Annotated in this window: 18 protein-coding genes; 9 read left to right on the top strand and 9 right to left on the bottom strand. The window is 74.4% G+C overall.

What is annotated here, in order from left to right; all coding sequences use genetic code 11:
- Window positions 1-187: 187 nt before the first annotated feature.
- Window positions 188-1,282: a CHASE3 domain-containing protein gene (locus tag BJZ21_RS16270; protein WP_246299672.1), complete on the top strand. Its 1,095-nt coding sequence runs from the start codon at window positions 188-190 to the stop codon at window positions 1,280-1,282.
- A gap of 176 nt (window positions 1,283-1,458) precedes the next feature.
- Here the strand turns inward: BJZ21_RS16270 and BJZ21_RS20650 are convergent, their stop codons facing one another.
- Together BJZ21_RS20650 and BJZ21_RS16260 are read right to left on the bottom strand one after the other, a co-directional pair.
- Window positions 1,459-3,138, bottom strand: coding sequence for a DUF4389 domain-containing protein (locus BJZ21_RS20650; RefSeq protein WP_218851522.1), 1,680 nt, complete (start codon window positions 3,136-3,138; stop codon window positions 1,459-1,461).
- Window positions 3,139-3,178: 40 nt separating this feature from the next.
- Window positions 3,179-3,595, bottom strand: coding sequence for an Hsp20/alpha crystallin family protein (locus BJZ21_RS16260; RefSeq protein ID WP_179664710.1), 417 nt, complete (start codon window positions 3,593-3,595; stop codon window positions 3,179-3,181).
- A gap of 177 nt (window positions 3,596-3,772) precedes the next feature.
- Here BJZ21_RS16260 and BJZ21_RS16255 point away from each other — a divergent pair, with 177 nt between their 5' ends.
- From BJZ21_RS16255 to BJZ21_RS16235, 5 genes are all read left to right on the top strand, one after another.
- Window positions 3,773-4,474, top strand: a complete 702-nt coding sequence (locus BJZ21_RS16255) for an alpha/beta fold hydrolase (protein ID WP_179664709.1) — start codon at window positions 3,773-3,775, stop codon at window positions 4,472-4,474.
- A 168-nt stretch (window positions 4,475-4,642) separates the two neighbouring features.
- Entirely contained in the window at window positions 4,643-6,004 is a 1,362-nt protein-coding gene (locus BJZ21_RS16250; protein WP_218851521.1) for a hypothetical protein, read from the top strand.
- A gap of 98 nt (window positions 6,005-6,102) precedes the next feature.
- A complete protein-coding gene (locus BJZ21_RS16245) occupies window positions 6,103-6,561 on the top strand; it encodes a TspO/MBR family protein (RefSeq protein WP_179664707.1) in 459 nt (152 codons plus the stop codon).
- Window positions 6,558-6,911 carry a TraR/DksA family transcriptional regulator gene (locus BJZ21_RS16240; RefSeq protein WP_179664706.1) on the top strand — a complete coding sequence of 118 codons (354 nt, stop codon included), beginning with the start codon at window positions 6,558-6,560 and terminating at the stop codon, window positions 6,909-6,911. Before BJZ21_RS16245 ends, BJZ21_RS16240 begins: the two co-directional genes overlap by 4 nt.
- Before the next feature lie 153 nt (window positions 6,912-7,064).
- Entirely contained in the window at window positions 7,065-8,135 is a 1,071-nt protein-coding gene (locus BJZ21_RS16235; RefSeq protein ID WP_179664705.1) for an NADH:flavin oxidoreductase/NADH oxidase, read from the top strand.
- 164 nt (window positions 8,136-8,299) lie between these two features.
- Here BJZ21_RS16235 and BJZ21_RS16230 read toward each other — a convergent pair whose 3' ends face one another.
- From BJZ21_RS16230 to BJZ21_RS16220, 3 genes are all read right to left on the bottom strand, one after another.
- Window positions 8,300-8,608 (bottom strand): WXG100 family type VII secretion target, encoded by a 309-nt coding sequence (locus tag BJZ21_RS16230; RefSeq protein ID WP_179664704.1) that lies wholly within the window; start codon window positions 8,606-8,608, stop codon window positions 8,300-8,302.
- Complete coding sequence (locus tag BJZ21_RS16225; RefSeq protein WP_179664703.1) at window positions 8,605-8,916, bottom strand: WXG100 family type VII secretion target; 312 nt, start codon at window positions 8,914-8,916, stop codon at window positions 8,605-8,607. Before BJZ21_RS16225 ends, BJZ21_RS16230 begins: the two co-directional genes overlap by 4 nt.
- Window positions 8,917-9,143: 227 nt before the next feature.
- Window positions 9,144-9,851, bottom strand: a complete 708-nt coding sequence (locus BJZ21_RS16220; protein WP_179664702.1) for an FCD domain-containing protein — start codon at window positions 9,849-9,851, stop codon at window positions 9,144-9,146.
- A 129-nt stretch (window positions 9,852-9,980) separates the two neighbouring features.
- Between BJZ21_RS16220 and BJZ21_RS16215 the strand changes: the two genes are divergently transcribed.
- Window positions 9,981-10,517, top strand: coding sequence for a gluconokinase (locus BJZ21_RS16215; protein ID WP_179664701.1), 537 nt, complete (start codon window positions 9,981-9,983; stop codon window positions 10,515-10,517).
- A complete protein-coding gene (locus BJZ21_RS16210; RefSeq protein ID WP_179664700.1) occupies window positions 10,517-11,962 on the top strand; it encodes a GntP family permease in 1,446 nt (481 codons plus the stop codon). The genes BJZ21_RS16215 and BJZ21_RS16210 overlap by 1 nt, the downstream gene beginning before the upstream one ends.
- A gap of 101 nt (window positions 11,963-12,063) precedes the next feature.
- Here BJZ21_RS16210 and BJZ21_RS16205 read toward each other — a convergent pair whose 3' ends face one another.
- The 4 genes from BJZ21_RS16205 to glgA all read right to left on the bottom strand — a co-directional run bounded on the left by BJZ21_RS16205 (window position 12,064) and on the right by glgA (window position 15,440).
- Window positions 12,064-12,939: a hypothetical protein gene (locus tag BJZ21_RS16205; protein WP_179664699.1), complete on the bottom strand. Its 876-nt coding sequence runs from the start codon at window positions 12,937-12,939 to the stop codon at window positions 12,064-12,066.
- Between the two features lie 140 nt (window positions 12,940-13,079).
- A complete protein-coding gene (locus tag BJZ21_RS16200; RefSeq protein WP_179664698.1) occupies window positions 13,080-13,508 on the bottom strand; it encodes a hypothetical protein in 429 nt (142 codons plus the stop codon).
- 93 nt (window positions 13,509-13,601) lie between these two features.
- Window positions 13,602-14,147 carry a GrpB family protein gene (locus tag BJZ21_RS16195; protein WP_179664697.1) on the bottom strand — a complete coding sequence of 182 codons (546 nt, stop codon included), beginning with the start codon at window positions 14,145-14,147 and terminating at the stop codon, window positions 13,602-13,604.
- 93 nt (window positions 14,148-14,240) lie between these two features.
- A complete protein-coding gene (glgA, locus tag BJZ21_RS16190) occupies window positions 14,241-15,440 on the bottom strand; it encodes a glycogen synthase (RefSeq protein WP_179664696.1) in 1,200 nt (399 codons plus the stop codon).
- A gap of 98 nt (window positions 15,441-15,538) precedes the next feature.
- Here glgA and glgC point away from each other — a divergent pair, with 98 nt between their 5' ends.
- Window positions 15,539-16,786 carry a glucose-1-phosphate adenylyltransferase gene (gene glgC, locus BJZ21_RS16185; protein ID WP_179664695.1) on the top strand — a complete coding sequence of 416 codons (1,248 nt, stop codon included), beginning with the start codon at window positions 15,539-15,541 and terminating at the stop codon, window positions 16,784-16,786.
- Window positions 16,787-16,820 lie beyond the last annotated feature (34 nt).

Genomic DNA, 16,820 nt, shown 5'->3' with positions numbered 1-16,820 from the left:
AAACCCCGGGACCGGAGCGGCGGGTGTGGTCTGGACCACCCGGAGGACCCCGGCCGGCGCCGCGCGGCGCCGGTCTGACCCCGCCGCTCCAGGACCGCCCCGCGGACCGGCCCGGACGGCGTAGCGTGTCAGGCGCAAGTGCCACCGCCGATCCCGTGACCCTGCTGGAAGGGGCGAGTGCGTGGAGATGGCCCCGCCCGACCGCGGTTCCCCGGCCTGGAGCCGGCGGCCCGTCTGGTCGCTGCGCCTGTGGCTGCTCGCGGCGGCCGTGCTCGCGCTGCTCGCCGTCGGCACCGGCGCCGGCGCCACCTTCGCCACCCGCGGCGTGGTGTCCGACGCCTCGGGGGACCTGACCCGCCGGCTGCGTCCGGCGCAGGGCGCCACGCAGGCCCTGCTCACCGCCTACGTCGACCAGGAGACCGGGCAGCGCGGGTTCGTGCTCACCGGGGACGAGGGGTTCCTCCAGCCGTACCGGGCCGGCGGCGAGGAAGTGCGGCGGCTCGAGCTGCGCCTGGGTCCGTTGCTGGCCCCGAATCGGGAGGCGACCGCGCTGCTGCGGGAGGTCAAGGCGGCCGGCGACACCTGGAACACCCACGTCGCCGCCCAGATCGACGCGGTGCGCGACGGTGGGCCGGCGGCGGTGCGGCACGTGCGGGTCCAGCGGGAGGAGAAGCAGATCTTCGACCGGCTCCGCTCACGGCTCGACGAGCTGCGCATCAACGTGAACGGGCTGGTCGACGCCGAGGTCCACCGGCTCGCGACCGCCCAGCAGCACGTCGACGTCGCGATGGTGATCGCGCTGGCCCTCGCCGTCCTGGCGCTGGCCGGCACCGTGGCGCTGCTGTGGTTCGCGCTCACCCGGCCGCTGACCCGGCTGCTCGACCAGCTGGCGTCGGTGGCCCGCGGCGACTACCGGCGCCACATCGACGTGTCCGGGCCGGAGGAGATCCAACGGATCGGGCAGGCGGCCGAGACGATGCGGGTCAGCATCGTGAACCGGTCCGCCGAGCTGGCGGACGCCCAGCACGAGCTCGGCGTCCAGAACGAGCGCCAGCGACTGGCCGCCGACCTGCACGACACCACCATCCAGCGCCTGTTCGCGCTGGGGCTCAAGCTCAGCGCCCTCGCCTCCCAGCGAGCCGAGCTGGCGAGCACCCTCAACACCCTGATCGAGGAGGCCGACGAGATCATCCGCGAGCTGCGGCGGATGATCTTCGAGCTCGACGACAGCCGGGCGGGTGCGGCCTCCGCGCCGGCGGCGCGGGACCGCTCCTCGGGATGATCCGCGCGGCCCCCGGTGGCCGCCCGGCCCGAGGAGGAGGACGCACGAGGGCCCGGCACCTCGGGAGTGCCGGGCCCTGGTGGCCACTGGACTGGATCAGCGGCAGCGACGCGACCCGAGGCGGGAATGGCGATTCCGTGACCGCCCCGTGTCTGGCACCAGCCAAGCGCGTCCGCTCAGCGCGGCGCATCCCCCATCCGGGCCATCCCCGGACCGTCCTGGGGTCCCGAGGACGGCGGACGGCGTCGCAGCGCGAGGACCAGGACCACGGCCGCCACGATGGCGCCGACCAGCCCGGTGACGAGCAGCCCCCAGGCCAGGTTGTCCAGCGCCGGGACGGTGGCGCCCACCGCCACGTCGGCGGCCACCGGGGTGGTGCCGGCCCCGTTCATCACCACCAGCGTCCAGTGCCCCGCCTCCGCCGGCCAGGTGACGGTCTGGCGGCCGGGACCGTGGGACGAGGCGGCCCAAAAGCCGAGGTCCTGCGGGGCCCGCGGCGGTGAGCCGCCGTCGGTGAAGTCCGTGCGTGCGCTGCCGCCGTCGGCGTACGGCTCGCGCACCACCGAATGCGCGACGCCGGCCAGGTAGGTGTCGACGTCGTTGGTCCGGGCGATGCCCACGAACACGCCGTTGCCGGTCCGACCGTCGGCCTCGACCCGCACCGTGCCGAGCCAGTCGTCGGGCACCCCGAAGAGCGGCGTGCCCGAGCGCAGCTCGACGTCGGGGCTGGTCACCGCGTAGCCCGGGGACGTGAACGCCACAGCCGAGCTCATCAGGTAGCCACGGTCGTCGCGCAGGCCGTCGTCGGCCACACGCAGCACCCCGCCGGCCGCCACCAGCCCCAGGGAGACCAGCGCCAGCACCGAGCCGACCACCACCGCCAGGATCCGGCCGGGACCCCAGCGCGAGGGGGCCGCCACCGGCGGGGGAGGCGGGGTGGGCGGGCCGCCGAGCACCTGGCCCCAGCCGACGGTCGGCGGGGGTGCGGCGGCGCCGACCTGCGGGTGGACGACCGGTCCGGGGCCGGCGCCCGGCGGCGGCGTGCCCAGGCGCGCCGCGCCCGGCCCGGCCGGTGGCCCGGCCGGTGGCCACGTCGTCGGGGGAGTCGCCTGGGTGGGCGCCTGGGTGGGTGCCTGGGGCGGCGTCTGGGTGGGCGGCTGGCTCGGCGGCCGCCCGGCGCCCCCGACGGTGAGCACCCCGGTCGCCGGGTCCGTGCCCCCGAGGTCCAGCCGGAACGGCGGGTAGTCGTCGGTCATCAGCGAGGCGTACGCCGCGACCCGCAGCACCCACCGGTTCAGCCCCAGCACCAGATCGAAGATCCCGCCCGGGTAGCGGCCGGTGAACAGCAGCACGACCGCGGCCACCAACACCAGCAGCCCGATCAGCCCGCTGCCCCAGGCCCGGTTGTCACCGCCGCTCGCGGCATACCAGCCGGCGCCGAGGAAGACCCCGACGACCAGGTAGTGCGGGATCGCCAGCAGCCACCACTTGACCAGCGCCAGGCCGCGGGAGAGGTGGTCGGGGTACTCGACCTCGAGGTGGGCGGGGTAGTCGGGTCGCTCCTCCAGGCTGAACGGCGGGTAGCGGTCGGTGCCGAGGCCGCCGTACGCGTAGAAGGCCACCCGCCAGCTCCAGCGCAGCACCCCGACGTTGAAGTCGAAGATCCCGCGGGGGTAGCGGCCGGTGACCAGGATCGCCACCCAGGCCACCACGCTGAGCACCACGAACGCGGCCCACAGGAACGCCAGCACCACGTAGTGCGGGATCGCCAGCAGCCACTTGACCAGCCACAGCCAGCGGCTCAGGCCCGGGTCGAGCGCGGCGTCGACCCGGACCGGGTAGACGTGCCCGTTCAAGGTCCTGTCCCGATGCCCGCGGCGGCCACTGCCGGCGCCGTCACTCGCCGTCGCGCTTGATCGGGATCGACGTCGGCTCCGCGGTGGCGACGGCCGTCGGGAAGGTGACCTCGAGGATCCCGTCGCGGTAGGTCGCGTGCACCTGCGAGGGGTCCGTGCCCTGGGGCAGCCGGACGCTGCGCGAGAACGCTCCGTAGTGGAACTCGCTGTGCTGGGTGTCGCGCTTCTCCTCGCGGCGCTCGCCGTGGATGGTGAGGAAGTCGTTCTGCACCGACAGGTGGATGTCCTTGTTCGGGTCCACGCCGGGCAGCTCGGCGCGGATGACCGCGTGGTCGTCCTCGGTGCAGCTCTCCACCCGGATGAAGTGGCCCTCGCGCGGGGACAGCCCGGCGCCGGACTCCAGCCAGTCGAGCATGTCGGCGAGGCGGTTGGAGGCGCGGACGGCAACGGTGGACATGGTCGATCTCCTTTCGACGGCGGCTCCCCACCAGCGTCTGTCCGGGCTCAGAGGGGCCGCAGAGGACAAGGTCCCGCGGGCCGCGGGCCGTTGTGCTGGCGCCGGTCCGCTGCCGGTCCGCCCCCGGCCCGGCGACGTCCGGCGGCCGGCGTTGGACCCGCCCGAGAGACTGGAGGGGTGCCCGTCGAATCCCACCCGCCCGTCGCGCCCCGGCTGCTTCCCACCCACCTGCCGCGCCGCCCGCAGGGCGCGGTGCTCGTGCTGCACGGCGGGGCGTCCCGGCCGGGCCGGCCGCCGGTGAGCCCGGCCCAGCTGTCGGTGCTGCGGATGGTGCCGGTGGCCCGCCGGGTCGCCCGGGCCGCGCGCGGCCGGCTGGCGGTGTTCCGGCTGCTCAACTCCTACCGCGGCTGGGACACCACGCACACCCCGCTCGACGACGTGGCCTGGGCGCTGGGCGAGGTCCGGCAGCGGTACGGCGAGCTGCCGGTCGGGCTGGTCGGCCACTCGCTGGGCGGTCGTGCGGCGCTGCTGGCCGGCGCCCGGGACGGCGTGCGCAGCGTGGTCGCACTGAACCCCTGGGTCTACCCCTCCGACCACGCCGACCTGGCCGGCCGGCGGGTGCTGTTCGTGCACGGCACCGAGGACCGGGTCGCGGACCCGGCCCGCGCCGCGGCGGTGGCCCGCCGCCTCGCCGCCACCACCGACGTCGGCTTCGTCTCGGTCCCGGGCGGGCGGCACGCGATGCTGCGGCACGGCGGCCTGTTCGAGCGGGCTGCGGCGGACTTCTGCCTGGCCACGCTGCTGGAGCCGCCCCCGGGCCGACCCGCCGGCGTGGTCGGCCGGGTGCTGGACGGCGAGCAGTGGGTCAGTGCCGGGTGAGCGCCGGGTCGTCGAAGTGAGGTTCCCGGGCCGTTGGGGAATGCCGGGGCCGATGGGGCAGACGTGGCCCCGGGTGACCACGTAGGGTGCCGGTCAGGACATGGGGTCGACACCTAGTGGTGGTTGAGGCGTCGTGGTTGAGGTGTCGTGGTTGATCGGGGAGGCTCGTTGCGCCGGGCAGTGTTCAGGGTCACCAGCGCCGTCACCACCGTGGTCGCCGGCGCGGTCGCCGGCGCCGTGCTCCCGCTCGCGGCCGCCCACGCCGACAGCACCGTGGTGGTCCGCGGGCTCGGATTCGCGCCCGAGAGCAGCACCAACCTCGCGCTGGTCGGCTGCACCGGGCTGTACGACGTGGCGCCGGGCGGCGTCACGACGTACCTCTCGCCGAGCCCGGACGGCCCGGCCGGCACCCGCGCGCTCAAGTACGACCTCCCCGGCGGCTCCGCGGTGGGCTCCCAGCACCACGTGGCGTCGATGGCGGCCACCACCGTCGCCGGCCTGTCGGTGCAGGCACCGCACGGCACCAGCGGGGTGGCGTACGCCGCCCTCCAGTCGGCCCAGGACGCCGGCACCGACCTGGTCTGGGTGGGCCGCGCCCCGCTCACCGTCGCCGCGGGGGCCTGGCAGCGCCTCGACGCCACCGGGCTGACCTACACCTGGAGCCACCTCGACCTGGCCACCGGCCAGCCCGCCGCCAGTGCCGCCAGCGCCAGCGCGGCCGCCGACCCGGCCGACCCTGCGGACCCCGCCTCGCCCGCCGACCCGGCCGCGCCGGCGGACCCGGCCGCGCCGGCCACGGTGGCGGAGCTCCTGGCGGCCCACGGCGGCGACGTGCCCGGCTTCTACGCGGTCGGCCTGGGCTGCGACGGGAACCCGTTCAAGATCGACGCACTGCGGACCGGGACGCCCGGCGACGTGACCACCTACGACCTGGAGGGCTACACCACCACCACCGGGATCACCGGCTCGGCGACCCGGATCGCGGCCGGCGACCAGGTCACCCTGCACGGCTCCGTGTCCAGCGACCTGGTCGGCCCGCTGGCCCAGGGGCTGCTGGTGCTGGAGGCGCAGCAGCCCGGGAAGGGCGGGTTCGCACCCGTCGACGGCGCCGCGCTGCAGGTGGACGGCGGCGGGGTCAGCGCGACGGTCGAGCCGACCGCGCACACGGTCTACCGATGGCGGTTCGGGGGCTCCTCCTCCGCCGCCGGCAGCGTGTCCGCGCCGTTCGTGGTCGACGTCGCCTCGGTGGTCACCGCGGCGCCCGCGGCCGGTCACGGTGGCGCCGACGGCACCCCCGCGATCGCCGGCCGCACGCTCCCCGCCCGTCCGGGCGTGACGGCGACGCTGTGGCGGGTCGGCCGCGGCGGCCCGACCGCGGTCGGCTCCGCGCGCACCGCCGCGGACGGCAGCTACGCCATCGACGTGCCCGCCGGCCGGACCGGACCCTGGCGCTACTACGTCACCGTGCCGGCGGGTGGGGGCAACCTCGCCGGGCAGTCCCCGATCCAGACCTTCAGCCCGACGCCCTGAGCTCGACGCCCTGAGCCCGACGCCTTCAGCCCGACGTCCTGAGCCCGACGCCCTGAGCCCGGGGCGGCCCGGCTTGCCCGGGCAGGCAGGCTGGGGGCATGCGCGCCTCCGTCCTGACGCCCGTGATGACCGCGGCCGCTGCCGTGCTCGGCAGCCTCGGCACCAAGCCGCAGAGCGAGTGGTACCGCTCGCTCGACAAGCCCGCCTGGCAGCCCCCGGGTGCGGCGTTCCCGCTGGTGTGGACGCCGCTCTACGGGTTGATCGCCTGGGGCACCGGCCGGGCCGCCGACGCGGCCCGCGGTGACGGCCGCCGCCGGGTGCTGGCGCTGACCGGCGCGGACCTCGCGGTCAACGCCGGCTGGTGCTGGGCGTTCTTCGACCGGCAGTCGCCCCGCGGCGGCCTGGCCGCGATCGCGGTGCTCAACGGGCTCAACCTCGCGCTGGTGCGGGAGGCCGCCCGGCACGACCGGGTCGGGGCGGCCGCGCTGGTGCCGTACGTCGCCTGGACCGGCTTCGCGACCGCGCTGAACGCATCGATCTGGCGGCGCAACCGATGAGCGACCCCGGCGCCGTGCCGCCGGGGGCCGCCGCCCGGCTGGCCGCGGAGCGGACCCGCACGACCCAGCGCCTCGACCGGCTGCGGCACGACTTCCTCGGCGTGGTCGACGCCTCGCGCGACTCCAACGCCGACGACGAGCACGACCCCGAGGGCGCGACGATCGCGTTCGAGCGCTCGCAGGTCGACGCGCTGCTGCGGCAGGCCGAGGAGCACCTGGCGGAGGTGGACGCGGCCTACGAGCGGCTCGCCCACGGCGGCTACGGCCGCTGCGAGGTGTGCGGCCGGCCGATCGCCGCCGAGCGGCTCGAGGCCCGGCCGACCGCGCGGACCTGCATCTCGTGTGCCTGAGCCGGCGCCGCCCGGGCCGGGGGAGCGGCGGCGCGTGCCGGCGTACGCCGTGGCGCGCCGCTCCCGGTGAGCGCGGGGCCGCGGAACACCCGGCGCCCCGCCGTTGTTGACCCGGGGTCCGTGCACATCCTTCATCGTCAGGAGCCCCGACCCGTGAGCCAGTTGTTCAGCCCCATCACCCTGCGTTCGGTCACCGCCCGCAACCGCGTCTGGGTCTCCCCGATGTGCCAGTACTCCGCGGTCGACGGCGTCCCGAACGACTGGCACCTGGTGCACCTCGGCTCGTTCGCGCGTGGCGGTGCCGGGCTGGTGTTCACCGAGGCGACCGCGGTCAGCCCGGAGGGCCGGATCTCGCCGGCTGACGCCGGCCTGTGGAACGACGAGCAGCAGCAGGAGTGGGCGCGGATCGTGGCGTTCGTGCACGACCAGGGAGCCAGCGCCGGCATCCAGCTCGCGCACGCCGGCCGCAAGGCGTCCTCGAAGGCGCCGTGGGACGGCCGCGGCTTCGTCGCCGACGAGGACGGCGGCTGGGAGCCGGTCGGGCCGTCGGCGATCGCGTTCCCGGCCCTGCGGGAGCCGCGGGAGCTGACCACCGAGGAGATCGCCGGCGTGGTGAGCGACTTCGGTGCGACGGCGACCCGCGCGATCGCGGCCGGCTTCGACGTGCTCGAGGTCCACGCCGCCCACGGCTATCTGCTCCACGAGTTCCTGTCGCCGCTGTCGAACCAGCGCATCGACGAGTACGGCGGCTCTTTCGACAACCGGGTCCGGCTGCTGCTGGACGTCGTCGCCGAGGTCCGTGACCGGGTGTCGGCCGAGGTGCCGGTCGTGGTCCGGATCTCCGCCACCGACTGGGTCGAGGGCGGCTGGACCGCCGAGGACTCGGTGCGGCTCGCGGCGCTGCTGCGCGAGGCCGGCGTGGACCTCGTCGATGTCTCGACCGGGGGGAACGCGCTGGCCGACATCCCGGTCGAGCCGGGCTACCAGGTGCGCTTCGCCCGCCAGGTCCGGGCCGAGGCGTCGATCCCGACCGGCGCGGTCGGCCTGATCACCGAGCCCAAGCAGGCCGAGGAGATCGTCGCCGACGGGTCGGCCGACGTCGTGCTGCTCGCCCGGGCGCTCCTCCGCGACCCGCACTGGGCGCTGCGCGCGGCCCACGAGCTCGGCGTCGAGGTGGGCGAGGGCATCGACTGGCCGAAGCAGTACCAGCGCGCCGCGCTCTGATCCTCTGATCTGAGGTTCGCCGAGTCGGCGCTCGTTGACCTCCGGGCTGCCGGCCTCCGGTCGAAGCGCGCCGCCTCGGCCGCGCCCGCCCGGCCGCTCCAACGTGATCGCGGAGTCCCCGACGCACCTGCTGCGTCGGGGACTCCGCGATCCTCGGGTCGGGGTCACACCAGCTGGTCCCACATCGCGACGTTGGCGGCGACCGCCGCGGCGTAGCCCTGGTGGGCGCGGCCGCCCGCGGCGCGCATCCGGAGCAGCCCGGCGTGCATCTCCCGGAAGCCGGCCTCCCACCGGTGCTGGGCGTCCAGCTGGGCCGCGGCCGCCGCGCCGTCCCAGCTCGCGTGCAGCACCCGCACCCGGGCGCCGAGGTCGGCCAGCAGGGACTCCAGCTCCGACGCACCGGCCGCCATCCGGTCCACCACCTGCTCGAGCCGGTCGAGGTCGACCGTGAACCGGTCGGGCGCGGCGGTCACCGGCCCAGCCGGCCGGCCACGCCGGCCAGTCCGCCGGCGGCGGCGAGGTCCCGCGCGGTGAGGTCGCGGTGCACCCGGTCGACCAGGTCGCGCATCGCCAGCAGCCCCGCCAGCACCTCCCCGGCGCCGGCCCGCCACTCCTCCCAGCCGGAGGCGAACGCCTCGGCCGCCACGCCCGACCAGCCGCCGTCCAGGAGCGCGCCCACCTCGCCCGCCATGCGGTCGCGGCAGCCGCCGAGCCGGTCGGCGGCCGCGGCGAGGTCGCCGAGCGCGGCGCGGAAGGCCGGGTGGCTGGCCTCGATGGTCATGGGTCCTCCCGAGGGTCGTCGTACCCCCGACCCTCCCGGTCGCGCCGTCTCGTGCCAACCCCGGATCCGCGCGCCTGTGGACAACCGCCCTCGGACCGGACCCCGGAGCTCGCCGAGTCGGCGCTCGTTGACGCGTCGGGCACGCCGAGTCGGCGCTCGTTGACGCGCCGGGCACGCCGAGTCGGCGCCGGTTGACGCGGGTACGCCGGTCCGGGGCGGCAGGTGGGTCAGGAGTCCTGTTCGTCCTGGAGGGCGGTCGCGGCCTCCTCGATGATCGCGCGCATGGCGCGTTCGGCGGCGGGGGCGTCGCCGAGCCGGACGGCGCGGGCGACCTCGTCGTGCAGCGCGATCGCCTCCGGGTTCGGGCGCGAGGGCATCATCCCGTGGTGGGTGCGGCCGCTGAGCACCTCGCCGACGACCCCGTCCAGCGCGCTGAGCATCTCGTTGCCGCTGGCCGCGAGCAGGGTGCGGTGGAAGATCGTGTCCGCGACCAGGTAGGCGGCCAGGTCGCCGCTGCGCCCGTGCACGGCCATGTCCGAGGCCGCCGCGGCCAGCACCCGGCACTGGGTCAGGTCGGCCCGCTGGGCCGCCAGGGACGCCGCGACCGGCTCGACGCCGCGGCGCAGCTCCGAGAGCGAGAGCAGCTGCGCGGCGCGGTCGCCCTCGTCGAGGCGCCAGCGGATGATGCGCGGGTCGAAGACGTTCCAGCGCGATCGGCGCTGGACGGTGATCCCCACCCGTCGGCGCGAGGTGACCAGTCCCATCGACTCCAGCACCCGGATCGCCTCGCGGGCCACGCTGCGGGACACGGCGTACTCCCCGCAGATGCCCTCCAGCGTGAGCACGCTGCCGGCCTCGAGTCGTCCCGACGCGATCCGCCCGCCCAGGGCATCCAGGACGCTCGCGTGCTGGCCGGTGGCGGGGGGCGTCGTCACGGGAACATCATCTCATCCCCACCCATCCGCATCAATGAACGGGTGAAATCGGGATAAGGGTTGCAAAAGTATGACCTATTGGGTCACCATTCGTGACGACAGCCACAACCCACGTACCCGGGAGTGCGAATGCCAACCTCGTCGCTCGTCGTCGTCATGGGCGTCTCCGGCTCCGGCAAGTCCACGATCGGAGCCGCGCTCGCCCAGCGGCTCGGCGTGCCGTTCGTCGACGCCGACGACCTGCACCCCGAGGCCAACATCGACAAGATGTCGCGCGGCGAGCCGCTCGACGACCACGACCGGCACCCGTGGCTGGAGACCATCGGCCGCTGGCTGGCCGACCACGACGCCCGCGGTGGCGTGGTCAGCTGCTCGGCGCTGAAGCGCAAGTACCGTGACCAGCTGCGCCACCAGGCGCACCGGGTCGAGTTCCTGCACCTGCAGGGCACCCGAGAGGTGATCGCCCGCCGGCAGGCCAGCCGCCCGGGCCACTTCATGCCGCCGTCGCTGCTCACCTCGCAGTTCGCCACGCTCGAGGGCCTCGAGCCCGACGAGCGCGGCGTCGTCATCGACGTCGACCAGCCGGTCGACCGCATCATCCAGGAGTACGTCGACCGGCACGCCGCAGGCGCGACCGCGTCCGGCGCCACCGAGAAGGAGAACTGATGTACGCCCTGTCCGCTCTGCTGCCGATGGCCGGCACAGACCTGGCCCAGCCGGTCGCGCCCGGTGGCCAGCTGATCTTCGCCGCGCTGCTCGGCATCGCGCTCATCGTCGTGCTGATCACGCTGCTGAAGGTCCACCCCTTCCTGGCGCTGACCCTGGGCGCGATGACGGTCGGTGCCGTGGCCGGCCAGAACATCTTGAAGAACGCCGACGGCACCGGCGTGCTGCCGTCGTACCTCGCCGGCTTCGGCAGCACCGCGGCCGGCGTCGGCACCCTGATCGCCCTCGGCGCGATGTTCGGCAAGCTGCTCGCCGACTCCGGCGGCGCGGACCAGATCGTCGACACGATCGTCGGGAAGTCCTCGAAGCGGACCCTCCCGTGGGCGATGGCGCTGGTCGGCGCGATCATCGGGCTGCCGATGTTCTTCGAGATCGGCCTGGTCATGCTGATGCCGGTCATCTACCTCGTCGCGCGCCGCGCCCAGGTCTCGCTGATCACCGTGGGCATCCCGGCGCTCGCCGGCCTCTCGGCGATGCACGGCTTCATCCCGCCGCACCCCGGCCCGGTCACCGCGATCGGCTACCTCGGCGCCAACCTCGGCCTCACCCTGGCCCTCGGCATCCTGGTGGCGATCCCGACCATCATCGTGGCCGGCCCGCTGTTCGGCAGCCTCGCCGGCCGCTGGGTCGACATCCCGGCCCCGGCGATCTACGACCACGAGGAAGCGGAGCACGCCGTGCGCCGCGAGGGCCCCGGCGCGACCACCGCCGTGCGCCGGACGTCGTTCGGGCTGACCATGTTCAGCGTGCTGCTGCCGGTCGTGCTGATGCTGGGCAAGGCGCTCGTCGACCTGCTCGTCGACGACCCCACCCAGCCGCTGCAGCGGTTCTTCGACCTGGTCGGTGAGCCGTTCTTCGCGCTGCTGATCGCGCTTATCGTCGCGATGTTCACCCTCGGCCGGGCCTCCGGCATGGACCGCAAGCGGATCTCGACCACGCTCACCGAGTCGCTGCCGCCCATCGCCGGCATCATCTTGATCGTGGCCGCCGGCGGCGGCTTCAAGACCGTGCTCGTCGACACCGGGGTCGGCACCGTGCTGGGCGACTGGGCCCGGGACGCCAACATCTCGGTGCTGCTGCTGGCCTGGGTGCTCGCGGTGCTGATCCGCCTGGCCACCGGCTCGGCGACGATCGCCACGATCACCGCCTCGACGCTGATCATCCCGCTGGTCGCCGGCATGTCGTCGACCGAGACCTCGCTGGTGGTGCTCGCCGTGGGCGCCGGCTCGGTGTTCTTCTCCCACGTCAACGACGCCGGCTTCTGGCTGGTCAAGGAGTACTTCGACATGGACGTCGTGCAGACGATCAAGTCGTGGTCGCTCATGGAGACCGTGCTCTCGGTCAGCGGCCTGGTGTTCACGCTGATCCTCAGCGTGATCGTCTAGCTGCTGCCGGGCCCGGTCGGCCCCGGCACCCCACACGCGAGGCCCGCCCGGAGCGATCCGGGCGGGCCTCGCGTGCTGCCGGCGTGCGCCGGCCCCTGCGGTCAGCTCAGCGTGACGAAGTGCCACATGCCCATGTACGCGTGCGGCATCCCGGTCTCGTCGTCCGGCCAGAAGCACATGATCAGGTACCGGCCGGCGGGCAGGTCGTAGTGGAAGGTCTGGGTCCGGTACGGCGAGATCACTCCGGTGTCGGTGCTGGCGCGCAACGCCCACGGCGGCTGCTTCTGCGAGCCGGAGTTGAAGTAGTCCCGGACCATCTTGCGGGTGGTGCCCGGCTTGACCCGGTTCATCACCACGAAGTGCGGTTGGTCGCTGTGGTTGCTCACCAGCGTCCAGCCGGCCGCCGGGATCGTGGCCGACGACAGGTCGAAGCCGTAGCTGAGCGCGGTGATGCGGCTGTCGTGAGGCACCGTGGGCCGCGACGCGGGCTTTCCGTGGACCCTCAGGACGGTCGCGGCCGGACCGTTCTGGTCCACCACCATCAACCTGTTGGCGTGGAGGTTCACCGAGAACCAGCCGGGCTGGCCCGGCCTAGCGGGTGCCCCGCCGAGGAAGGTGATGTGGTCGTCGACGCGGTTGACCGCCGCGACGTTGCCGCGGAAGGCCTTCCCGAAGTCGGCCTGCGCCTGGCGGGCGGTGTACCCGTGGTGCAGGCGCAGCAGCTGGAGCTCGTGGCCGTGATGGTCGCCGGCCACGACCTTGAACATCACCCGCCCGGCGCGCATGTGGTTCCCGACGCTGAGACGGATGTGCTTCTTGGTCATGGTGGCGACGACCGTGGGAACACCGTGCACGCTGAGGTCGGCGGCGGCCCCGGGGGCCGCCGTCGCCGACGCAGGAGCGGTCAGCAGGCCGCTGGTCGCCAGGCCGAGGACCGTCAGCGCGGCAACGATCCGAGGTGAGCGGGCAATGGACATGGTCATCAAACCTTCCCGGTGGCTGATCGGGGATCCCATCAGGTCCCGGCCGCCGTGGGGAGGAACCCGCCGCACAGATGCCCAGATCTGGGTACGCCGGAGATCCTGTCGCCGGAAGGCGAGCGAGGTGTCCGGCCCGCTCACGCGGTGCGGGCCATCACCTCGTCCATCGGCAGCGGCACCAGCATGTCGTCGGTGGCGAGGTGCACCACGTCGGTCTCGACCTCGGCCCGGCGGCAGGCGTCGTAGAGGCTGCGCGCCCAGGCCAGGTCGTCCGGCGTCGGGCCGCCGCGGCCGGGCCGGGACCGCAGGAAGACGATTCGCTCGCCCGCGCACATCTCCGAGCCGAGGGACCTGAGCAGCGCGACGAAGCTGTTCAGCTCCGGGGGCGTCGGCGGCCGCACGCACTCCTCGATCTGGGTCAGGTGCGGGAGCGGGGTGCCGTCGGGCTGGACGAACATCAGCCACAGGCTGTGCCCGCCGAAGCCCAGCGGCTCCATGAGGTGGCGCCAGGCGTCCTCGAGGTCGGCCTGGCTGCGGATCACGGGTGCGTAGGGTGTCTCGCTCATGCCCGTCAGCCTCGTCCGATCCGCCGCGCGGCGCGACCGCTCCTCCACAGGGGCCCTCGGCAGGGCCGACCGGCGGCCGGCCGGTCCGGCGGTTCAGGCCGTCTGGTCGTTGAGCCGCCGGATCTGCAGCCGCTCCTCCGCGGTCAGGTCCGCGACCGCGAGCACCCGCTGCAGCACCGTCGACTTGCCGGCGAGGTAGGTGTCGATGTCCATGTCGGGGTCGGCGGCCAGGGCCAGCTTCACGGCGGCGTACTCCTCCCGCAGGTCCGCCCGCGCGCGCAGCACCTCGCGCACGGCGAGGTGGTTGCGCAGGTGCAGGGTGCCGGCCACGCACACGTAGATGTTGCGGCGCGGCTGGTCGTCCGGCGCGTGGAACGCCTCCCGGTCGGTGACGCCGAGGTCCCCGCGGTGCGCGTAGCCGGCGCCCTCGAGGGCGGCCACGGCCGCGGGCACCTGGCGGCGGGCCACGACCACGTCGACGTCGATGACCGGCTTGGCCGCGAGCCCGGGGACCGAGGTGGAGCCCACGTGCTCCACCGCCGCGCCGGGGACGCCGCGCAGCGCCGGCTCGAGGTCCCTCGCGACGTGCGCGAACCAGCGCGGCCACTCCGGGGAGTACGGCACCACCTCGATCGCCACGCGGGGATGGTCGCACACCGACGGCCGCGGCCGTGGGTACCCGTGGGTGCCCGCCGGTGCCCGCGGGGGCGCCGACCGGGAGCGGGCCGCCGGTCAGAGCACCGAGCGGTAGACCTCGACGGTGCGCTCGGCGATCGCCCCCCAGCTGAACGCCTCGATCGCCCGGCGCCGGCCGGCGCGACCCATCCGCGCCGCGCGGTCCGGGTCGCCGACCACGTCGTTGAGCGCGGCCGCGAAGTCCGCGACGTAGCGGTCCGGGTCCAGCGGTGTGCCGGTGCCGTCGGTTGCCTGCTCGATCGGCACCAGCCGGCCGGTCGCCCGCTCGTCGTCGCTGTCCACGACGACCTCGGGGATGCCGCCGGTGGCGGTGGCGACCACCGCGGTCTCGCAGGCCATCGCCTCGAGGTTGACGATGCCGAGCGGCTCGTAGATCGATGGGCACACGAACGCGGTCGCGCCGGTGAGCAGCGCGACGACGTCACGGCGCGGCAGCATCTCGGCGATCCACACGATGCCGTCGCGCTGCCGTCGCAGGTCCGCGACCAGCCCCTCGACCTCGGCCAGGATCTCCGGGGTGTCGGGCGCCCCGGCGCACAGCACCACCTGGCAGTCCGGGGGCAGCTCGGCGACCGCGCGCAGGAACAGCGGCAGCCCCTTCTGCCGGGTGATCCGCCCGACGAACACCACCGAGGGCCGGTCCGGGTCGACGCCCAGCTCGCGCACCCGGTCGGGGTCGGCGCGCGGCGCCCAGTCGTCGGTGTCGATGCCGTTGTGCACCACGTGGACCCGGTCCGGATCGATCGCCGGGTAGCAGCGCAGCACGTCCTCGCGCATCGCCGAGGACACCGCGATCACCGCCGCGGCCGCGTCGTACGACGTCCGCTCGACCCAGGAGGAGATCGCGTAGCCGCCGCCGAGCTGCTCGGCCTTCCACGGCCGCAGCGGCTCCAGCGAGTGCGCGCTGACCACGTGCGGGACGCCGTAGAGCAGCGAGGCGAGGTGCCCGGCGAAGTTGGCGTACCAGGTGTGGGAGTGGACCAGGTCGGCGCCGGCACAGCCGTCGGCGATGGACAGGTCGACGCCGAGGGTCCGCAGCGCCGCGTTGGCGTGGGCGAGCTCGCCGTGGTCGGCGTACGACGCGGTCAGCGGCTCCTCGCGCGGCGCACCGAAGGCGTGCACCCGGGCCTCGAGGTCGGGCAGCCGGCGCAGCGCGCGGACCAGCTCGGCGACGTGCACCCCCGCGCCGCCGTAGATCTCCGGGGGGTACTCCTTGGTCAGGACGTCGACGCGCATGGCGCGAAACTACTCCGTCGCCCCTCGGACAGGCATCGCGTGGTTCGGTCCCCGAACTCGCACTGCCCGTGGCGGCCGGCTCCCGCTAGCGTGACCGCATGAGCCCCAGCAGCCGCAAGAAGGTCCTGGCCATCGTCCTCGCCGGCGGGGAAGGCAAGCGGCTGATGCCGCTGACCGCGGACCGGGCGAAACCGGCGGTGCCGTTCGGCGGCATCTACCGGCTGATCGACTTCGCGCTGTCGAACGTCGTGAACTCCGGCTACCTGCAGATCGTGGTGCTCACCCAGTACAAGTCGCACAGCCTGGACCGGCACGTCAGCCAGACCTGGCGGATGTCGACGATGCTCGGCAACTACGTCACCCCGGTGCCGGCGCAGCAGCGGGTCGGCAAGCACTGGTACCTCGGCAGCGGCGACGCGATCTACCAGTCGCTGAACCTGATCCGCGACGAGCAGCCCGACATCGTCGTGGTCGTCGGCGCCGACCACGTCTACCGGATGGACTTCTCCCAGATGGTCGACCAGCACGTGGCGAGCGGCGCGGCCTGCACGGTGGCCGCGATCCGCCAGCCGATCTCGATGGCCGACCAGTTCGGGGTCATCGACGTGGCGCCCGAGGACCCCTCGCGGATCCGGGACTTCCTGGAGAAGCCGACCGACCCGGTCGGCCTGCCGGACAGCCCGGGGGAGGTGCTGGCCTCGATGGGCAACTACGTCTTCGACGCCGACGCGCTGGTCGAGGCGGTCAGCCGGGACTCGATGATGACCGGCTCCAAGCACGACATGGGCGGCGACATCGTGCCGGCGTTCGTACGTCGCCAGCAGGCCGGCGTCTACGACTTCAAGGACAACGACGTCCCGGGCGCGACCGACCGCGACCGCGGCTACTGGCGCGACGTCGGGACGATCGGCTCCTACTACGCCGCGCACATGGACCTGGTCTCGCCGCTGCCGGTGTTCAACCTCTACAACTTCGACTGGCCGATCTTCACCTCCTACGGCCCGCAGCCACCGGTGAAGATCACCCCCGGCGAGGACGGTCACGCCTCGCTGACGCTGGAGTCGCTGCTCTCGCCGGGCACCGTGGTCAGCGGCGGCGAGATCGCCCGCTCGGTGCTCTCGCCCGCGGCGTTCGTCGGCGCCGGGGCCCAGGTGTCGGACTCGGTGCTGATGAACGGCGTGCGGATCGGCGCGGGGGCGGTCGTGAGCAACGCGATCCTCGACAAGCACGTCGTGGTCCCGCCCGGCGCCCGGATCGGCGTCGACCCGGGCGAGGACGAGGCGCGCGGCTTCGTCGTGCAGGACGGGCTGACCGTGCTCGGCAAGGACCAGGTCTTGCCCGGCTGAGGGGGCCTGGCTCGGGTGGGCCGGGAGCGGCCCG

The sequence above is a fragment of the Nocardioides panaciterrulae genome (assembly GCF_013409645.1).
GTDB classification, from domain to species: domain Bacteria; phylum Actinomycetota; class Actinomycetes; order Propionibacteriales; family Nocardioidaceae; genus Nocardioides; species Nocardioides panaciterrulae.
The sequence above is the reverse complement of the archived record's forward strand: the minus strand, read 5'-3'. Positions and strand labels throughout refer to the sequence as shown.